The 19504-nt window shown below is 64.1% G+C and carries 19 protein-coding genes; 12 read left to right on the top strand and 7 right to left on the bottom strand.

The annotated features are described in order from the left end of the window. Positions 1-182 precede the first annotated feature (182 nt). The 7 genes from cycA to HU763_RS21700 all read left to right on the top strand — a co-directional run bounded on the left by cycA (position 183) and on the right by HU763_RS21700 (position 8077). Positions 183-1589: a D-serine/D-alanine/glycine transporter gene (cycA, locus tag HU763_RS21670; RefSeq protein WP_186686513.1), complete on the top strand. Its 1407-nt coding sequence runs from the start codon at positions 183-185 to the stop codon at positions 1587-1589. A 288-nt stretch (positions 1590-1877) separates the two neighbouring features. Further along, entirely contained in the window at positions 1878-3143 is a 1266-nt protein-coding gene (gene urtA, locus HU763_RS21675; RefSeq protein WP_110701784.1) for an urea ABC transporter substrate-binding protein, read from the top strand. Positions 3144-3270: 127 nt separating this feature from the next. Next, the gene (urtB, locus tag HU763_RS21680) at positions 3271-4758 is read left to right on the top strand and encodes an urea ABC transporter permease subunit UrtB (RefSeq protein ID WP_186686511.1); all 1488 of its coding nucleotides are present in this window, start codon (positions 3271-3273) and stop codon (positions 4756-4758) included. Then, the gene (urtC, locus tag HU763_RS21685) at positions 4758-5837 is read left to right on the top strand and encodes an urea ABC transporter permease subunit UrtC (RefSeq protein WP_186686509.1); all 1080 of its coding nucleotides are present in this window, start codon (positions 4758-4760) and stop codon (positions 5835-5837) included. Before urtB ends, urtC begins: the two co-directional genes overlap by 1 nt. Continuing rightward, positions 5834-6691: an urea ABC transporter ATP-binding protein UrtD gene (urtD, locus tag HU763_RS21690; RefSeq protein ID WP_186686506.1), complete on the top strand. Its 858-nt coding sequence runs from the start codon at positions 5834-5836 to the stop codon at positions 6689-6691. Before urtC ends, urtD begins: the two co-directional genes overlap by 4 nt. Positions 6692-6831: 140 nt before the next feature. Further along, a complete protein-coding gene (gene urtE / locus HU763_RS21695) occupies positions 6832-7530 on the top strand; it encodes an urea ABC transporter ATP-binding subunit UrtE (RefSeq protein WP_170032955.1) in 699 nt (232 codons plus the stop codon). 31 nt (positions 7531-7561) lie between these two features. Then, the gene (locus HU763_RS21700; RefSeq protein WP_186686503.1) at positions 7562-8077 is read left to right on the top strand and encodes a GNAT family N-acetyltransferase; all 516 of its coding nucleotides are present in this window, start codon (positions 7562-7564) and stop codon (positions 8075-8077) included. A gap of 203 nt (positions 8078-8280) precedes the next feature. Here the strand turns inward: HU763_RS21700 and HU763_RS21705 are convergent, their stop codons facing one another. Both HU763_RS21705 and cbpA read right to left on the bottom strand, forming a co-directional pair. After that, a complete protein-coding gene (locus tag HU763_RS21705; protein ID WP_170032959.1) occupies positions 8281-8586 on the bottom strand; it encodes a chaperone modulator CbpM in 306 nt (101 codons plus the stop codon). 2 nt (positions 8587-8588) lie between these two features. Beyond that, positions 8589-9542 (bottom strand): curved DNA-binding protein, encoded by a 954-nt coding sequence (gene cbpA, locus HU763_RS21710; protein ID WP_186686501.1) that lies wholly within the window; start codon positions 9540-9542, stop codon positions 8589-8591. A gap of 164 nt (positions 9543-9706) precedes the next feature. On the opposite strand from cbpA, the gene HU763_RS21715 reads away from it, so the two are divergent. Beyond that, on the top strand, positions 9707-10978 hold the full coding sequence (locus HU763_RS21715) for an Hsp70 family protein (protein ID WP_186672614.1): 1272 nt from the start codon (positions 9707-9709) through the stop codon (positions 10976-10978). Positions 10979-11110: 132 nt separating this feature from the next. Here HU763_RS21715 and HU763_RS21720 read toward each other — a convergent pair whose 3' ends face one another. The 3 genes from HU763_RS21720 to HU763_RS21730 all read right to left on the bottom strand — a co-directional run bounded on the left by HU763_RS21720 (position 11111) and on the right by HU763_RS21730 (position 13329). Continuing rightward, complete coding sequence (locus HU763_RS21720; protein WP_186686498.1) at positions 11111-12118, bottom strand: AI-2E family transporter; 1008 nt, start codon at positions 12116-12118, stop codon at positions 11111-11113. Positions 12119-12189: 71 nt separating this feature from the next. Then, entirely contained in the window at positions 12190-12477 is a 288-nt protein-coding gene (locus tag HU763_RS21725; RefSeq protein WP_186686495.1) for a PsiF family protein, read from the bottom strand. Between the two features lie 63 nt (positions 12478-12540). After that, positions 12541-13329 (bottom strand): AraC family transcriptional regulator, encoded by a 789-nt coding sequence (locus HU763_RS21730; protein WP_186686492.1) that lies wholly within the window; start codon positions 13327-13329, stop codon positions 12541-12543. Between the two features lie 207 nt (positions 13330-13536). On the opposite strand from HU763_RS21730, the gene HU763_RS21735 reads away from it, so the two are divergent. Continuing rightward, positions 13537-14409, top strand: a complete 873-nt coding sequence (locus HU763_RS21735; protein ID WP_186686490.1) for a DMT family transporter — start codon at positions 13537-13539, stop codon at positions 14407-14409. On the opposite strand, the gene HU763_RS21740 is transcribed toward HU763_RS21735, so the two are convergent. After that, positions 14406-15296 (bottom strand): esterase/lipase family protein, encoded by an 891-nt coding sequence (locus HU763_RS21740; protein ID WP_186686488.1) that lies wholly within the window; start codon positions 15294-15296, stop codon positions 14406-14408. The genes HU763_RS21735 and HU763_RS21740 overlap by 4 nt on opposite strands. Before the next feature lie 121 nt (positions 15297-15417). Between HU763_RS21740 and osmE the strand changes: the two genes are divergently transcribed. Beyond that, the gene (gene osmE, locus HU763_RS21745; RefSeq protein WP_170032974.1) at positions 15418-15759 is read left to right on the top strand and encodes an osmotically-inducible lipoprotein OsmE; all 342 of its coding nucleotides are present in this window, start codon (positions 15418-15420) and stop codon (positions 15757-15759) included. Between the two features lie 47 nt (positions 15760-15806). Next, the gene (locus tag HU763_RS21750) at positions 15807-16337 is read left to right on the top strand and encodes a ferritin-like domain-containing protein (RefSeq protein ID WP_170034307.1); all 531 of its coding nucleotides are present in this window, start codon (positions 15807-15809) and stop codon (positions 16335-16337) included. Positions 16338-16550: 213 nt separating this feature from the next. On the opposite strand, the gene HU763_RS21755 is transcribed toward HU763_RS21750, so the two are convergent. After that, positions 16551-18617, bottom strand: a complete 2067-nt coding sequence (locus HU763_RS21755) for an AsmA family protein (protein WP_186686487.1) — start codon at positions 18615-18617, stop codon at positions 16551-16553. Positions 18618-18957: 340 nt separating this feature from the next. Between HU763_RS21755 and HU763_RS21760 the strand changes: the two genes are divergently transcribed. Then, on the top strand, positions 18958-19500 hold the full coding sequence (locus tag HU763_RS21760; protein WP_200626306.1) for a phage infection protein: 543 nt from the start codon (positions 18958-18960) through the stop codon (positions 19498-19500). The last annotated feature ends 4 nt before the right edge of the window (positions 19501-19504 follow it).

Below are 19504 nucleotides of genomic sequence, written 5' to 3' on the forward strand. Positions count from 1 at the left end.
GCGCCAAGCCTGAGGGCAGCGCGGTCCCTGTGGGAGCGGGTTCACCCGCGAAGAGGCCGGCACAGGCACAAAACTGCTCCCCAAAAGTCGAGTCGATCTGTCGCGCCCCGAACTGGAACACGCGTGTTAGCCTAGCCGGCTACCTCCGCCAAGACGACCGATTGTCCAATGGAATGCAGCCCATGACGCAAACTTCACCCACCCCGCCAGATGAGCCACATCTGCAACGCAACCTGACCAACCGTCACATCCAGCTGATCGCCATCGGCGGCGCCATCGGCACCGGCCTGTTCATGGGCTCGGGCAAGACCATCAGCCTGGCCGGGCCGTCGATCATCTTCGTCTACATGCTGATCGGCTTCATGCTGTTCTTCGTCATGCGCGCCATGGGCGAACTGCTGCTGTCGAACCTCAACTACAAGTCGTTCATCGACTTCTCCGCCGACCTGCTGGGCCCTTGGGCCGGTTATTTCACCGGCTGGACCTACTGGTTCTGCTGGGTGGTCACCGGCATCGCCGACGTGGTCGCCATTGCCGCCTATACCCAGTTCTGGTTCCCCGAGCTGCCACAGTGGATCCCGGCCCTGGCCTGCGTGGGCGTGCTGCTGTCACTCAACCTGGTGACGGTGAAGATGTTCGGTGAACTGGAATTCTGGTTTGCCCTGGTCAAGATCGTCGCCATTCTCGGCCTGGTCGCGACCGGCCTGTACATGGTCATCAGCGGCTTCACTTCGCCCAGCGGGCACACTGCGCAACTGGCCAACCTGTGGAACGATGGCGGCATGTTCCCCAACGGCCTGATGGGCTTCTTTGCCGGGTTCCAGATCGCCGTGTTCGCCTTCGTCGGGATCGAGCTGGTAGGCACCACCGCCGCCGAAGCGAAGAACCCGGAACGCACCCTGCCACGGGCGATCAACTCGATCCCGGTGCGGATCATCATGTTCTACGTACTGGCACTGATCGCGATCATGGCCGTGACCCCTTGGCGCGATGTGGTGCCGGGCAAGAGCCCGTTCGTCGAACTGTTCGTGCTGGCCGGCCTGCCGGCGGCGGCAAGCATCATCAACTTCGTGGTGCTGACCTCGGCAGCCTCGTCGGCCAACGGCGGCGTGTTCTCCACCAGCCGCATGCTTTATGGCCTGGCGCAGGAGGGTGATGCACCCGGGGCGTTCGAGAAGCTGTCGAGCCGCTCGGTGCCGGCCAACGGGCTGTACTTCTCCTGCACCTGCCTGCTGCTGGGGGCGGTGATGATCTACCTGGTGCCCAACGTGATCGAAGCATTTACCCTGATCACCACCGTTTCGGCGGTATTGTTCATGTTTGTCTGGACGCTGATCCTGCTGTCGTACCTGCAGTACCGCAAGCACCGCGCGGCGCTGCACCAGGCGTCGAAATTCAGGATGCCCGGCGGGCGCTTCATGTGCTACGTGTGCCTGGCGTTCTTTGCCTTCATCCTGGTGTTGCTGAGCCTGGAGGCAGACACGCGCTCGGCGTTGCTGGTGACGCCGATCTGGTTCGTGCTGCTGGCGGTGACCTACCAGTTCGTGCGCAGCAAGCGCCATCCGCGCACGGCGATGCGTAACGGCTGAAGGACTCGGGGGCTGCTTTGCAGCCCATCGCGACACAAGGCCGCTCCTACAAGTGTACGCGTTTCCCTGAGGTGCGCGTTTCCCTGTAGGAGCGGCCTTGTGTCGCGATGGGCCGCACAGCGGCCCCAATCCTGTGCACACAAATCCCCCAGGCACCAACCTGGATCCAACCCACGCCCCAACACCTCGCACAACCCCTCTAATACGGGCCTTGAGCCACCAGGCACACCCCTTGCAACCCCCTCTCCGCTTGCCCAACACCCTAAAAAAACTCAGCGGAGAGAGCACATGAAGCGTCGCAGTCTGATCAAGGCCTTTACCCTTAGCGCATCGATCGCGGCGATGGGCCTGAGCTGGAGTATCCAGGCCGCCGAGACCATCAAGGTCGGCATCCTGCATTCGCTGTCCGGGACCATGGCGATTTCCGAGACCTCGCTCAAGGACATGGCGCTGATGACCATCGACGAGATCAATGCCAAGGGCGGTGTAAACGGCAAGATGCTCGAACCGGTCGTGGTCGACCCAGCCTCCAACTGGCCGCTGTTCGCCGAAAAGAGCCGCCAGCTGCTGACCCAGGACAAGGTCGCGGTGGTGTTCGGCTGCTGGACTTCGGTGTCGCGCAAATCCGTGCTGCCGGTGTTCGAGGAGCTCAACGGCCTGCTGTTCTACCCGGTGCAGTACGAAGGCGAAGAGATGTCGCCGAACGTGTTCTACACCGGCGCCGCGCCCAACCAGCAGGCCATCCCGGCCGTCGAGTACCTGATGAGCGAAGACGGCGGCAGCGCCAAGCGCTTCTTCCTGCTAGGCACCGACTACGTCTACCCGCGTACCACGAACAAGATCCTGCGCGCCTTCCTGCACAGCAAGGGCGTGGCCGACAAGGACATCGAAGAGGTCTACACCCCGTTCGGCCATGCCGATTACCAGACCATCGTCGCCAACATCAAGAAGTTCTCCGCCGGCGGCAAGACTGCGGTCATATCCACCGTCAACGGCGACTCCAACGTGCCGTTCTACAAGGAACTGGCCAACCAGGGCCTGAAGGCCACCGACGTGCCGGTGGTGGCGTTCTCGGTCGGCGAAGAAGAGCTGCGCGGCATCGACACCAAGCCGCTGGTCGGCCACCTGGCGGCGTGGAACTACTTCGAGTCGGTGGATAACCCGGTCAACCAGAAGTTCGTCGCCGACTGGAAGGCCTACGCCAAGGCCAAGGGCTTGCCGGGTGCCGACAAGGCGGTGACCAACGACCCTATGGAAGCCACGTATGTGGGTATCCACATGTGGGCCCAGGCCGCCGAGAAGGCCAAGTCCACCGACGTTGACAAGGTCCGCGAGGCGCTGGCCGGGCAGACCTTCAAGGCACCGTCGGGCTTCACCCTGACCATGGACAAGACCAACCACCACCTGCACAAGCCGGTGATGATCGGCGAGATCCAGGATGACGGGCAGTTCAGCGTCGTGTGGGAAACCGAGCAGCCGCTGCGGGCGCAACCGTGGAGCCCGTTCATTCCCGGGAACGACAAGCGCCCTGATTACGCAGTGAAAGGTAACTGAGTGCATTGGGGCCGCTTTGCGGCCCATTCGCGGGCAAGCCCGCTCCCACAGTTTCAAACCTTTCACCGCACCTGTGGGAGCGGGCTTGCCCGCGAAGCATCCACCACTGTATTCCAGGACTGCCCGAATGCTCAGACTCCTGCTCACCCTCCTGCTGCTCTTGCCCCTGGCAACCCAGGCCAGCGAGGGCGAATTCTTCCTCACCGCCAAGCCCGCCGAGCAAGCCCAACTGCTCGAAAGCTGGGCGGCACAACCCGATGCCGCACGCCTGCCGCTGCTGGACAACCTGCGCCAAGGCCACATCGCCGCCGATGACACCCGCAAGGTGCGCCTGAACAATCGCCTGCGCGGCCTGATCGACAATGCCTTGGCCAGCCACCAATTGCTCGACAACGACAGCGCCACGCGCCTGGCCGCCGCCCAGCAACTGCAAAAGAGCGCCCAGCCCGCGCAGATGGCCTTCCTCGACCGGCGCTTCTCCCTCGAGGTGGACCCCGCCGTGCACGCCGCCCTCGGCCTGGCCCTGGCCAACCTGCAACTGGGCGCCAGCGAACCGGCCGTACGCCTGGCTGCCGTGCGCCTGCTCGGCGAAACCGGTGACCCATTGGCGCGCACCCGCCTCGAAGCACTGCTGCAACCGGGCGCGGAAGCCGACCCGGGCGTACGCACCGCAGCCGAAACCAGCCTGGCCCAGGTGCAGCGCAAGCTGTTGGTCGGCGAACTGCTCGGCCAGGCATTCAGCGGCCTGTCGCTGGGTTCGATCCTGCTGCTGGCGGCCCTGGGCCTGGCGATCACCTTCGGCCTGCTCGGCGTGATCAACATGGCCCACGGCGAAATGCTCATGCTCGGTGCCTACAGCACCTACATGGTCCAGGTGCTGCTGCAGCGCTACGCCCCCGGCGCCATCGAGTTCTACCCGCTGCTCGCCCTGCCGGTGGCCTTCGCCGTCAGCGCCGGGGTCGGCATGGCCCTGGAGCGCACGGTGATCCGCCATCTCTATGGCCGCCCCCTGGAAACCCTGCTGGCGACCTGGGGCATCAGCCTGATCCTGATCCAGGCCATCCGCCTGCTGTTCGGCGCGCAGAACGTCGAAGTCAGCAACCCGGCCTGGCTGTCCGGTGGCATCCAGCTGCTGCCCAACCTGGTGCTGCCGTACAACCGCCTGGTGATCATCGGCTTCGCCCTGGCCGTGGTGCTGCTCACCTGGCTGCTGCTCAACCGCACGCGGTTGGGCCTGAACGTGCGTGCGGTTACCCAGAACCGCAACATGGCAGCCTGCTGCGGCGTTTCCACCGGGCGCGTCGACATGCTCGCCTTCGGCCTCGGCTCGGGCATCGCCGGGCTGGGCGGCGTGGCCCTGAGCCAAGTCGGCAACGTCGGCCCCGACCTCGGCCAGAGCTACATCATCGACTCGTTCCTGGTGGTGGTGCTCGGCGGTGTCGGCCAGCTGGCCGGCAGCCTGTGGGCAGCCTTCGGCCTAGGGATAGCCAACAAGCTGCTGGAACCGCAGATCGGTGCAGTACTGGGCAAGATCCTCATCCTTGCGTTGATCATTCTGTTCATCCAGAAGCGCCCGCAAGGCCTGTTCGCCCTCAAGGGACGGGTAATCGACTGATGAACCAGCCACTGCTTGTCACTGCTGCGCAAAAGGCCGGGCCGCGCCTGTCGCTGGCCATCGGCGCCGTCGTCGTCCTGCTGCTGGTGGCCCTGCCGCTGCTGTCGCTGCTACCGGCGGAGCATGCCCTGCAGGTGTCGGCCTACACCCTCACCCTGGTCGGCAAGATCCTCTGCTACGCCATCGTGGCCCTGGCGCTGGACCTGGTCTGGGGCTATGCCGGGTTGCTGTCGCTGGGCCACGGCCTGTTCTTCGCCCTCGGTGGCTACGCCATGGGCATGTACCTGATGCGCCAGGCCGCCGGTGACGGCCTGCCGGGGTTCATGACCTTTCTGTCGTGGAGCGAACTGCCCTGGTACTGGGCCGGCACCCAGCACTTCGCCTGGGCCTTGTGCCTGGTGGTGCTGGCACCCGGGCTGCTGGCGCTGGTATTCGGCTGGTTCGCCTTCCGCTCACGCATCAAGGGCGTGTATTTCTCGATCATGACCCAGGCCCTGACCTTCGCTGGCATGCTGCTGTTCTTCCGCAACGAGACCGGCTTTGGCGGCAACAACGGCTTCACCAGCTTTCGCACCATCCTCGGTTTCGATATCGCCGCCCAGGGTACCCGTGCCGTGCTGTTCCTGTGCACGGTCGGCCTGCTGCTGGCCAGCCTGTACCTGTGCTGGGGCCTGACCCGCAGCAAGTTCGGCCGCCTGCTCACCGCCGTACGCGACGCGGAAAACCGCCTGATGTTCTGCGGCTACGACCCGCGCGGTTTCAAGCTGCTGGTGTGGGTGCTCAGTGCCGTGTTGTGCGGCCTGGCCGGCGCGCTGTACGTGCCGCAGGTGGGCATCATCAACCCTGGCGAAATGTCGCCGACCAATTCCATCGAAGCCGCCGTGTGGGTGGCGTTGGGCGGGCGCGGCACGCTGCTCGGCCCGCTGCTCGGCGCCGGCCTGGTCAATGGCATGAAAAGCTGGTTCACCGTGGCCTTCCCGGAGTTCTGGCTGTTCTTCCTCGGCGCGCTGTTCATCCTGGTCACCCTGTACCTGCCCAAAGGTGTGGTGGGCCTGCTGAAGAAAAGGAGCCAGCCATGAGAGGCGTGCCCCCGGTCCACCCGGAATTCATGCTCGAACCTGTGTTCGACACCCTTGGCAGCGGCCGCGATGCGATCGGCCTGGGCCAAAGCCGCAAGGCTGGCCTGGACACCCGCCATGGCACGGTGCTCAGCCTTGAAGACATCAGCGTCAGCTTCGACGGCTTCAAAGCCCTCAACGCGCTGAACCTGTACATCGGTGTCGGCGAACTGCGCTGCATCATCGGCCCCAACGGCGCCGGCAAGACCACGATGATGGACGTGATCACCGGCAAGACCCGGCCCGACATCGGCAGCGCCTTCTTCGGCGACACCCTCGACCTGACCCGCATGAGCGAATACCAGATCGCCCAGGCCGGGATCGGGCGCAAGTTCCAGAAGCCCACGGTGTTCGAAGCACTGAGCGTGTTCGAGAACCTGGAGCTGGCGTTGAAGACCGACAAGTCGGTGTGGGCCAGCCTGGCCGCGCGCCTGAACGGCGAACAGCGCCAGCGCATCGACGAGGTGCTGACCACCTTGCGCCTGCTGCCGCTGGCCCAACGCCAGGCGGGCCTGCTGTCGCACGGGCAGAAGCAGTTCCTGGAGATCGGCATGCTGCTGGTGCAGGAGCCGCAACTGCTGTTGCTGGACGAGCCGGTAGCCGGCATGACCGATGCCGAGACCGAGTTCACCGCCGAGCTGTTCAAGGGCTTGGCCGGCAAGCACTCGCTGATGGTGGTGGAGCATGACATGGGCTTTGTCGGCAGCATTGCCGACCATGTGACCGTGCTGCACCAGGGCAGTGTGCTGGCGGAAGGGTCGCTGGCGCAGGTGCAGGCGGATGAGCGGGTGGTCGAGGTGTATCTGGGCCGCTAGCCATGGAAACCTGTGCCGGCCTCTTCGCGGGCTTGCCCGCTCCCACAGGTTTTGCACCAGCTTCCAGAGCTGTGCAGTAGCTGTGGGCGAGCCCGCGAAAGGGCCGGCACAGGCACAGCAACAATTTCAGGAATACACACATGCTCAAGATCGACACCCTGCACCAGTATTACGGCGGCAGCCACATCCTGCGCGGCCTGTCCTTCGAAGCCAGGGTCGGTGAAATCACCTGCCTGCTGGGGCGCAACGGGGTGGGCAAGACCACCTTGCTGCGTTGCCTGATGGGCCTGGTACCCGTGCGCGACGGCAGCATCGAATGGGAAGGCAAGCCGATCACCGCACTCAAACCCCAGCAACGGGTCCATGCCGGCATCGCCTACGTACCCCAGGGCCGCGAGATCTTTCCGCGCCTGAGCGTCGAGGAAAACCTGCTGATGGGCCTGTCGCGCTTCCCCGCCCGCGAAGCCCGTGAAGTGCCAGCGTTCATCTACGAGCTGTTCCCGGTACTCGAGCAGATGAAGCAACGCCGTGGCGGCGACCTGTCCGGCGGCCAGCAGCAACAGCTGGCCATCGGCCGAGCCCTGGCCAGCCGCCCGCGCCTGCTGATCCTCGACGAGCCGACCGAAGGCATCCAGCCCTCGGTGATCAAGGAAATCGGCGCGGTCATCCGCCGCCTGGCCGAACGTGGCGACATGGCCATCCTGCTGGTGGAGCAGTTCTATGATTTCGCCGAGGCGCTGGCCGACCAGTACCTGGTGATGGCCCGTGGCGAGATCATCCAGCGTGGCCGTGGCGAAAACATGCAGGCGGAAGGTGTGCGCGGGCTGGTAACCATTTAACCTGCACACAACGAACCTGCGAGACGCTGTCATGACGCACCACATCCGCGACGCCCTACCCACCGACGTGGCGGGCATCCTCGACATCTACAACGACGCGGTGCGCAACACCACGGCGATCTGGAACGAAACCCCGGTTGACCTGGGCAACCGCCAGGCCTGGTTCGAATCACGGGCGCAGCAGGGCTACCCGATCCTGGTGGCGGTGGATGACAGCGGCGTGCTCGGCTATGCCTCGTTTGGCGACTGGCGGCCGTTCGAGGGCTTTCGCCATACCGTGGAACATTCGGTGTATGTCCGTGGCGACCAACGTGGCAAGGGCCTGGGGCCGCAGCTGATGGCGGCACTGATCGAACGCGCGCGGGATTGCGGCAAGCATGTAATGGTCGCGGCCATCGAGAGCGGCAATGCCGCGTCGGTGCGCCTGCACGAGCGGCTGGGCTTCGTGGTGACCGGGCAGATGCCGCAGGTGGGGGTGAAGTTTGGCCGCTGGCTGGACTTGACCTTCATGCAACTGGTGCTGAACCCAGGGGCTGAACCCAACTGATACGCCACGGGTGCTGAACCCGGGGGCTGAACTCAACTGATACGCCACGGGTGCGCCCCCTGTAGGAGCGGCCTTGTGTCGCGATGGGCTGCAACGCAGCCCCGACAATCTTGATCCAGAGCGACGATCAGGGGCTGCTTTGCAGCCCATCGCGACACAAGGCCGCTCCTACAGGGACCATCATCAGCCGTCCCTGCACCAGCTCACATCTGGATGAACCTGCCCAAGCGCTGCCTCAGCATGCTGTTCTCGCTACGCAACTGCCGCACCTCCTGCAACAGCTCCAGCGCCAGGGCCACCCCTTCCCACTCCAGCTCCAGCTCCTCGTGCAGCTTGGCCGCGCGTTTGGCCAGCAACGGTGCCTGATCGTCGAACAACCAGTCCTCCGGCGTTCGCCCGGAGGGTTCGACAATGCCGTGCTCGACGATTTCGATCACGCAGTCAGCCGTGAGGTCGGCCTCCTGACACAAGGTACGCATGTCCAGTTGAACGATCAGGGTGCTGCTCATGATCACTTACTCCATTGTGTCCTCGGGTTGAACGCAGCCTTCTCGGAAAGCTTGGTCCACAGTTCGCGGGCAGACTCGTCGGATGCTGGCGGCATGACCACTTTCAGTTGCGCGTAAAGGTTGCCACGCTCGCCACTCTTGTTGGCCAGGCCCTTGCCCGGTACGCGCAGACGCTGGCCGCTCTGGCTGTCGGGGCGGATGGTGAGGTTGATCTTGCCGTCCAGGGTCGGTACGGCCACCTTGGCGCCCAGTGCTGCCTCCCACGGTGCCAGTGGTACGGTAATGATCAAGTCATGACCTTCGACATCGAACAACGGGTGCGGTGCCATGCGGATGGTCAGGAACAGGTCGCCGTTGGCCCCGCCTGCGCTGCCCGGCGCGCCCTGGCCCTTGAGGCGGATACGCTCGCCATCGGTCACCCCGGCCGGGATCTTCACGTTCAGGGTCTTGGTGGTGAAGCCGGTGCGCTGGCCCATCGCATTGGTCTGCGGCACCTGGAAGCTGATCTGCTTGGACTCCTTGTTCAGGGTCTCTTCAAGGAATACCGCCAGTTCAAGCTCCACGTCCTGCCCTCGCCTGCCGGCACTGCGTTGCTGTTGCCGGGCGCCACCAAAGGGGTTGCCACCCCGGGCACCGAATATCGAACTGAAGAAGTCGGAAAAATCACCGCCCTCGAAGCCGCCGCCACCGCCACGGCTTTCCCAGCCCGGTGGCGCCTGGAACGGCCGGCCATGCTGGCCGCCGTACTTGCGGATTTCGTCGAACTCGGCACGTTTCTGCGCGTCGCCCAGCACTTCGTAGGCCTCGTTGGCCTCCTTGAATTTTTCCTCGGCGTCGCGCTCCTTGCTGACATCGGGGTGATACTTGCGCGCCAGCTTGCGGTACGCGGCCTTGATCGCCTTCTCGTCCGCCGTGGGCTCTACGCCAAGTATCTTGTAGTAGTCTTTGAAGTCCATCTATGGATCACCAATGTGAATGTGCGTGTTGCCACTGAAGATAGGGCTCAAGCATAGCCTTTCAAGACCGCTTTGGGTTTGCTCCAGGGCAGATGACCGGTCTTGATTCTGTGGCCAACTGGCATACACTGCGCGGCCGTTTTGCCTCCGGAAGCTCATTCCCCATGTCTGACGTATCCCCGGCCCGCGCCCTGGGCATCGATTTTGGCACCTCCAACTCCACGGTTGGCTGGCACCGCCCGGGTGTCGAGTCGCTGATTGCCCTGGAAGACGGCAAGATCACCTTGCCCTCGGTGGTGTTCTTCAACATCGAGGAACGTCGGCCGGTGTATGGCCGCCTGGCGCTGCACGAGTACCTGGAAGGCTATGAAGGGCGTCTGATGCGCTCGCTGAAAAGCCTGCTGGGTTCCAAGCTGATCAAGCACGATACCAGCGTGCTGGGCAGCGCCCTGCCGTTCAAGGACCTGCTGGGCATGTTCATCGGCGAGCTGAAGAAGCGCGCCGAGGCCACTGCCGGCCGTGAGTTCGAACAGGTAGTGCTGGGCCGCCCGGTGTTCTTCGTCGACGAAGACCCGGCCGCCGACCAGGAGGCCGAGGATACCCTGGCCGAAGTGGCGCGCAAGATCGGCTTCAAGGACGTGTCGTTCCAGTACGAGCCGATTGCCGCGGCCTTCGACTACGAGTCGGGCATCAGCCGCGAAGAGCTGGTGCTGATCGTCGATATCGGCGGTGGTACCTCGGACTTCACCCTGATCCGCCTGTCGCCCGAGCGCCACCTGGTTGCCGAACGGCAGAGCGACATCCTCGCCACCGGCGGCGTGCACATCGGTGGTACCGACTTCGACAAGCAACTGAGCCTGCAGGGCGTGATGCCGCTGTTCGGCTACGGCAGCCGCATGAAGAGCGGCGCGCTGATGCCCACCAGCTACCACCTCAACCTGGCCACCTGGCACACCATCAACGCCCTGTACTCGCAGAAGTCGCAACTGGCCCTGGGCAGCATGCGCTACGACATCGAGGACACGCTGGGCATCGACCGCCTGTTCAAGCTGATCGAAGAGCGTGCCGGGCACTGGTTGGCGATGGAAGTGGAGGCCAGCAAGATCGAGCTGACGGAGCAGCAGAGCCGGCGCGTCGACCTCGGCCGCATCGAGCGCGAGCTGGGCGTGGACCTGTCCCGTACGTTGTTCGAGGCGGCTATCGAAGGGTTGCTCGAGCGCGTGCGTGGCAGCGTGAGCGAATTGCTGGCCAAGGCGGGTGTCAGCGAGACCCAGGTCGACACGGTGTTCTTCACCGGCGGTTCCAGCGGGATCCCGGCGCTGCGCAACAGCGTGGCGGCGATGCTGCCGAATGCGCGGCATGTGGAAGGCAACATCTTTGGCAGCATTGGCAGCGGGCTGGCCATCGAGGCACGCAAGCGCTACGGCGTGGCCTGATTGCTTTGGGGGCTGCTTTGCAGCCCATCGCGACACAAGGCCGCTCCTACAGGACCATGCCTCCACCTGGCTACGCGGTCCCTGTAGGAGCGGCCTTGTGTCGCGACGGGCCGCAAAGCGGCCCCAGCCACCTCAGACCAACTCCGCCCGCTTCAGCTCGCTCTTCAGGTAGGCATAGTAGACCGGCCCCGCCACCACCCCCGGCAAGCCGAACGCCGCCTCGAACACCAGCATCGCCAGCAGCAATTCCCATGACTTGGCGCTGATCTGCCCGCCCACGATCCGCGCGTTGAGGAAATACTCGACCTTGTGGATGACGATCAGGTAACCCAGCGCCGCCGCCGCCACCCAGATCGACAGCGACAGGCCGACGATGGTGATCAGGGTGTTCGACATCAAGTTGCCGATCACCGGCAGCAGGCCGAGCAGGAAGGTCAGCACGATCAGCGTCTTTGTCAGCGGCAGGTGCACGTCGAACATCGGCAGCACCACCGCCAGGAAGATGCCGGTGAAGGTGGTGTTGAGCAGCGAGATCCTGATTTGCGCGAAGACGATGTTGCGAAACGCCTGCACCAGCAGGCTCAGGCGTTCGAACAGCGCCGCCGCCAGGGGTTTGCGCCGGGAAATGTCAGGGATGCGCTGCAAGGCGACGATGGCACCGAGGATCATGCCGATCAGCAAGGTGACGAACATGTGCGCCATGCCCTTGCCGACCAGTTGCAGGTCGCTCAGGTGGCTCTTGATCCAGTCACCGATGGCCACCTTGAACTCCGCCGCACTGGCCGGCAGGTAGCCTTCGATGAACGGCGGCAGCTGCCCGCGGGCACGCTCCACCAGGGCCATGAACTTGTCCAGCGAGGCACCGGGGTTTTCTGCCTCGTGCAGCAGGAAACTGAAGGCACCGGCGATGAGCAAGGCCAGGGTAATGACCACCAGTGTGCCAAGCAGTGCAACGGCCAGCCAGCGCGCGCGTTGCCCGGCAATCAGCGGCTGCAGCCGCGGGGTGAGCATGTTGACCAGCTCGAACACCAGCAGACCGGCCAGCAGGCTTGGCAGCAATTTCAGGGGCAACGCCAGCAACAGGCCGGCAAATACGATGATCCAGCTGGCCAGGGTGACCTGGCGGGGGGTGAAGGTCATACAGCCTCAACGGCAGACAACGGGAAAGACCCGCAGTCTGCCAGCGTTACGCTTGCAGGCATAGGCGCAGGTCATTTCTTCTTCAGACAGTCACTCATGAACGCCTTGCGCTCATCCCCCTTGAGGGCTTTGCTGGTGGCGTCAGCGTTGCAGGTTTTCATCTTCTCCTGCTGGGTTTGTGGCACCTCCTTCTTCAGGCAGGTGCTCATGAAGGCTTTGCGCTCATCGCCCTTCAGGGCCTTGGCGGTGGCGTCGGCGTTGCAGGTTGTCATCTTTTCCTGCTGCGCGGTCGTGGCAGCGAAGCCTTGGGCGCTGAACAACACCGCCAATACCAGTAAAGGGATCTGCAGCACTTTCATGGAGTGGTCTCCTTGGCTCCGCGCCCGATGCGCGGGGGTCGAGCTGAGTGTAGCCAAGAATTCTCAGCGCTTTGCCCGCGCCTGGCGACGGTATTGCTCGGGTGTGCATCCGGCCTGGCGCTGGAACATGGCGATGAACGCTGACGCGCTGCTGTAGCCAAGGTCGAAGGCGATGGCCTGGATCGGCAAGCCGGCTTCCAACGCATCGATGGCGCGCAGGAAACGCAGGCGCAGGCGCCATTCGCCGAAACTGATGCCCAGTTCACGCAGGAACTGACGGGCCAGGGTACGTTCGCTGACATGCACCCGCGCAGCCCAGTCAGCCAGCGGGCGGTTGTCGCCGGGCTCGGCGGCAAGGGCATCGAGCACCTGGCGCAGACCTTCGCTGTGGGCCAACGGCAGGTAGCAGGCCTGGGTCGGTGCCAGCAGCAGTTGGTCGAGCAGCACCTGTACCAGGCGCTGGTCGCGCTCGCCCTCGGCTACCCGCAGGTCGCGCCGGGCGAAGTCGGCGAGGATGGCCTTGAGGATATCGCTGATGATCAGGCTGCACGGTTGCTGCGGCAAGGCGGTACACAGGCTGCGGTCCAGGTAGATCGAACGGTACACGATGGCGTGCGGGTTGTAGCAGCCATGCTCGGTATCGGGTGGTACCCACACCGCATACTGCGGCGGCGACAGGAAGCGTTGGCCGGCAACCTCCAGCTGCATCACGCCGTGGGCGGTGTAGTTGAGCTGGCCCCAGGTGTGGCGGTGCAAGGCACTGTGGGTGTCGGCACCGAATTCGTCGTGGCGGAAATACACCGGCGCCGGCAGTTGGGTGAATTGGGGGAGGTCGAGGTATTTGCGCGGCATGCTGACTGTTTCGCGGGGTGGGTTGTCTGGCTGGAAGTATAGGCTTGTAGACAGACAGTTGATAATGAGTGGCATCGGGGCCTGCTGCGCAGGCCATCGCGACACAAGGCCGCTGCTACACGGCACAGGCGATCTCGTATCGTAGCGGCCTTGTCTGGCGATGGCCGGCAAAGCAGCCCAATCTGCCCGCAACGAGTATCTCGCTCCATGAACTACCTCTTTCCGCTCACCGCCATCCTCATCTGGGCCGGTAACACGGTGGTCACCAAGATGTCCGCCGGCGCCATCCACCCCGCCGAGATCGGCTTCTACCGCTGGCTACTGGCCGCCCTGTTGTTCACCCCGTTCCTGCTGCCCGCCGTATGGCGCAACCGCACAGCCATCCGCCCGCACCTGGCCAAGGTGGCCGTGCTGGGCGTGCTCGGCATGGCGCTGTACCAGAGCCTGGCGTACTTCGCCGCCGGCATCACCAGTGCCACCAACATGGGCATCATCCTTTCGCTGATGCCGTTGATGGCGCTGGCGCTGTCCATCGCCGGGCTGGGCCAGCGGCTGAGCTACGGGGCCTTGCTGGGGGCCGTGGTGTCGTTCTTCGGTGTGCTTGAGGTGGTCAGCGCCGGTGACCCCGCCAGCCTGCTGGAGCAGGGCCTGAACAGCGGCGACCTGCTGATGCTGGTGGCCACCCTGGCCTACGCGCTGTATAGCTTCCTGCTGAAGAAGTGGCAACTGCGCCTGCCACCGATGCAGTTGCTGTACCTGCAGGTGCTGGTGGCCATCGTCGTGCTGCTGCCGTTGTTCCTGCTGTCGGAAAAAACCGGCCTGAACAGCCGCAACATCGGGCTGGTGCTGTACGCCTGCGTGCTGGCCTCGATGCTTGCGCCGTTGCTGTGGATGCAGGCGGTGCACCGCCTGGGGCCAAGCCGCACCACCTTGTTCTTCAATCTGCTGCCCCTGGTCACCGCAGTCATCGCCGCCGTGGCTCTCGGAGAGCAACTGGCCCGCTATCACCTGGTCGGCGGTGTGCTGACCCTGGCCGGCGTGCTGCTGGCCGAGCGCTGGACCACGCCGATTCGCCGCTAGAGCCCGGCCGCCTTCAGCCGGGCGGCATGCTCGGTGAATAGCCGCACCGGCTCGGCAGCCTTGCCGATGGCCCCCAGGGACTGGTTGACGATGTCCAGGTGATCGAGCGGGTAATCGTCGCCAATCACTTGCCCAAGGTGCGAGCTGAAGCGCCCGACCATGCCATCGCACTGGCCCTTTTCCTTGCTGAAACTGCGCGCGAACAGGCGGCAGAAGTAGCTGCTGCCATCGAAACGGTTGCGTCCCCGGTCGGTCAGGCCAGGTTGCAAGGTGCCGGACCAGGAGTAATAGCGTACGCCATCGACCTGATAGGCCCCTTCCCCGCCCCAGGTATCTGGCAGCCCCTGTGGATAAGCCTGGTTGAAGCGCGCCACCCCGCTGCTGGTCAGCGCCTGGTGCGAGGCGTGCACATCCACCGGCAGCGGGTCGCGGCGCCAGCTGGTTTCCAGCCACACCAGCAGCACGGCAATACCGTGCAGCAAGGCCTTGAGCAAACGCCCCTGGGGCGAATCACCCGGTGCCATGCGCTCCAGCCAGTCAGCCAGCTCCGAGCCATGGTTGGGCCCCGCCACCGACGTGACCGACGCCACACGGTCGGGGCGCCTGGCTGCAGCGTAGCGTGCGTCCAGCGCACCTTGGCTGTGGCCAATGAGGTTGACCTTTTCGGCATTGCTGCGCTGGCAGATGTCTTCGATGATCGCCAGCAGCTGCTCGCCGCGCACCTCGCTGCAATGCAGTGGCGAAACCTGCACCGGGAACACCTGCGCCCCGCCCTTGCGCAGTGCCGGCACAATGCCGAACCAGTAGGGGTAGAGCACCACCCGCACGAACCCCAGCATGCCCGGCACCAGCACCAACGGGTATCGCGTGGTCAATTCCTGTGGCATGGCCAGCCCCTTTCCGTGGACGACCGACCCACACTACAGCGGCCCTGATGAACAGCGCAATCGAACTCTGGCCACCCGCTGCGGTTCCAAAGCCAACAGACCCTTTGCAAGGAGCGGGACCATGTACAAGCAGACCCTGGCAATCCTCCTGGCTAGCGCCACCCTCGCCGCCTGTGGCAGCCGCCCGGAAAACCCCGTGGATTACGTCACCTACCGCGACGAACCGCTGGTCAAGCAGGTGGAAAATGGCATGACCATGCAGAAGGTCATCGCTATCGGCGGTAGCCCATCCAACGTGACCGACCTGCCTCACGGCGGTACCTGCAATGACTACATCCTCAACCGCGACGGCCACCAGCAGCCCTACTACGTGCGCTTCGACGCCACTGGCCATGTCGATGCCAAAGGCTTCAAGACCTGCAAGCAACGCCAGGAAGACAGCGACGCCGCCCACGGCGCATGACACCCACAGGACACGCCATGACCACCTTGATGCTTTCGGAGATGAATATGACTGCGATTGAACTGACCGATGTGCAAACCCTACGCCAGCGTGCCCGCCAGCACGTCGAGAACGGCGCCGTGACCGAGGGCTACCACGCCGACCGTGAGCGCATCATCCGCCTGCTCAACGAAGCCCTGGCGACCGAACTGGTGTGCACGCTGCGCTACAAGCGCCACTACTTCATGGCTTCGGGGGTGAAAGCCAGCATAGCGGCCGAAGAATTCCTGGAGCATGCCAACCAAGAAGCCGAACACGCCGACAGGCTCGCCGAGCGTATCGTGCAGCTGGGCGGCGAACCGGACTTCAACCCGGACAACCTCAGCAAGAACTCGCACGCCCAGTACGTGGCGGGTACCACGCTGAAGGAGATGGTGTTGGAGGACCTGGTGGCAGAGCGCATCGCCATCGACAGCTACCGCGAGATCATCCAGTACATCGGTGACAAGGACCCGACCACGCGGCGGATCTTCGAGGACATCCTGGCCCAGGAAGAAGAACACGCGGACGATATGTCCGATCTGCTGCAAGGGCTGTAATTGCCAGGGGCTGCTCGGCAGCCCAGCGCCCTCCTACCGGTACCGCGTCAACTGTAGGAGCAGATTTATCCGCGAAGCAGGCGGCGCGGTGGATGGCACCGGCTGTGCCGGTGCTCGCGGCTGAAGCCGCTGCTACAGGTGTCGCGTCAAGTCGAAGCCGGCGCGGTACCTGTGGGAACTGGCTCGCCGGCGATGGGCCGCAACGCGGCCCCCTCATTGCTTGCCTTTCACCGCAGCTGGCGCCTTGCCCGCCTTCATCTGCTGCAACAGCGGCGTGCATTGGTTCGGGTCATCCCCGCTGCTGGGGGCAACCAACGCCAGCAAGCCCGCCGCCGGCCCGGCCACCACGCCCAGCGCCACCATCCCCGCCCCGCGCAATGCCAGCGGCACCGCCTGCACCCCGGCACTGGGCTTGGCGAACGGCCCGCGCACGTATAGCGGCGAGCGCAGCGAGAACAGCCGCAGCCCTTTCGATTCCGGGGTGATTTTCAGGTCCAGCTGCTCGCTGGCGAAATTGGCCGTGCCGTTGATGTAGATGATCGCGTTCTCGGTATCGAAGATGAACAGGCGCGTGGTCGCCAACCCATCCTTGATGCCGACATCGGCTGCTGCGCAATTGATCTTCACGTCTTCATCGCCGAACAGCTTGCCGACCACGTAGTTGCCCACGTTCAACCCGGCAATCTCCATCAGGCTCCGGCTGATAGCGCCATCGTTGACCAGCATGCGCAGGTCGCCATTGGCCGTACCCAGCAGCGCAGCTACCGAGTTACCCCGGCCTGTGATGTCGGCATCGCCATTCAACTCGCCAAAGCTGGTCTGCATTGGCGCAAAACCAGGGAACAGTTGCTTGAGCTTGAAGCCCCGCGCGGTCAACCGGGCACGCCCCTGCAGCGGCACGTTGCGGCCATCCAGGCGGATCTGCGAGGCCAGGTTGCCACCGGCCACGCCAAAACGCAGGGGTTCCAGGCGCAGCAGGCCATCTTCCAGGATCACGTGGGCCGACAGGTCATTGAAGGGCAATTGCGCGCTGTGCACGATGCGCTTGCCGGCAAAGGTGACGTCGGCATCCATGGCACGCCAGCGCTCGGTGCGGAACTCCTCCACTGGCAGAACCTTGCCTTGCGGCTGCTTGCTGGCGCCACCACGGGTTTTCTGTTCGGCATTGGAGTCGGCACCGATCAGTGGCGCCAGGTCCTTGAACAGCAATTGATTGGATACCAGGTTGCCCGACAGCCTGGGCCGTGGCTGGCTGGCAACGAAGACCAGGTCACCATGGATGTCGCTGTCACCGATCTGGCCGTTGAAGCCCTGGTAATCGAAGCTCGCCCCTTGCGCCGCGTGCAGGTTGGCGCTGAGGTGGCCATCGGTGGAATAGGCCGGGGTGTCCGGCAGGGTCACACCGGTCAGCGGGTAGAGGTTGCCCAGGCTGGCCCCGGACAGGCGCAGGCGCAGGTCGAGGGCGCCCAGGTTGCGCGGGTCGGTCAGGGTACCGGCGAGCACCACATGGGTGTCGGCGATACGCACATCGGCCTGCAGCGGGAACGGTTGGCTGGCGTCCTGCAGGGCCAGCAGGCCGCCTATCTTGCCGGAGCCGGCCACCGGCTGGCCTTTGTAGCGGCCCTGCACCTTCAGGCCGAAGGCGTAATCCTGCGCTGCACCGGCCTTCTCGGCCCTGGCCTTGCCGACGATGTCACTGAACGGTATTGGCTTGCCCAGCGGGTCGATCTGCACCTTCATGCTGGTTTTCAGGGTTTGGTCATCGAAACTGACATTGCCCTGGTCAAAGCCGATGGCGCCGATGTCCAACTGCCATTTCGAAGGTTCGGCGTTGTCATCCTTGGGGCCGAAATCGAAGGTCCAGTTGGCGCGGCCATCGGCCAGACGGGTCAGGCTGGCAGTGGGTTTGGTCAGGTCGATGCGCGGGATGCTGATCTGCCGGAACAGCAACGGTAACGGCGCCAGGCGGAACGCCACACGTTCCAGGCCGACCATCTTCTGCTCGTTGAGCCACGCCGGGTTGCCCAGGCTCAGGTCCTCGGCAATGAAATGCGGCCAGGGTACCCAGGCACGCCAGCCGCCCTCTTGCGCTTCGGTGCGCCACTCGACGGCAAGGTTGCCATTGATCGCGAAGGGCCGCTGCAGGGCTTCTGAGACTTTGTCGTTGAGCAGGGGTTTGACGCGGTTCCAGTCGAAGGTGGCGATGATCACCACCAGGATCGCCAACAAGGTCAGCAGGCTGGTGAAGGTCCAGACGAGGATTCTGGCGGGACGCGTCATTGCGTGATTCTCCTTGCGGTATGGCACAGAAACAGGCGTAGCGGGGCATTCACTATCTGGGACTGACGAAAACCCGCGGGGTTTTATGGTTGGCCCATGATAGCGAAGTTTTTCCTGGCCATTTGTTCAGCAATTCATCGCGTCAGGCTGGATGTGTAACCGGCTCACAGCAATATCAAAAAGCCATTACTCAAGCCATAAAGGCTGTGCTAGAGCCGTTCGAGGTCTCTATCAATATGGTCGATTGTTACCATTACCCGTATGAACTTCTCTCTGGCGTTACCCGGCGTAGCATTGACTCCGTACCCACTTTCCAGCCCCCGAGAGGAGCACCGAAGTCATGAAACGCCACCTGCTGACCCTGACCCTGTCCATTCTGGCTGCCAACGCTTTTGCCTTGCCAGCCGACGAGCAACACCTGACCGCCGAATCGCGCTCCAGCGCTGCCGAAATCGCCCAGCCGCTGAAGACTGTTGCCGAAGGTGGTTCTGATCGCCTGATCGAACGTACTGGCCGCGTTGCCGAAGGTGGCTCCGATCGCCTGATCGAACGTACTGGCCGCGTTGCCGAAGGTGGCTCCGATCGCCTGATCGAACGTACTGGCCGCATTGCCGAAGGTGGCTCCGATCGCCTGATCGAACGCACTGGCCGTGTTGCCGAAGGTGGTTCTGATCGCCTGATCGAACGCACTGGCCGTGTTGCCGAAGGTGGCTCCGATCGCCTGATCGAACGCACTGGCCGTGTTGCCGAAGGTGGCTCCGATCGCCTGATCGAACGCACTGGCCGCGTTGCCGAAGGTGGCTCCGATCGCCTGATCGAACGCGCTGGCCGTGTCGCCGAAGGTGGTTCTGATCGCCTGGTCGAAATCAGCCGTGTGAGCTGACCCC

This window comes from Pseudomonas anuradhapurensis (genome assembly GCF_014269225.2).
Taxonomy (GTDB): Bacteria; Pseudomonadota; Gammaproteobacteria; order Pseudomonadales; family Pseudomonadaceae; genus Aquipseudomonas; species Aquipseudomonas anuradhapurensis.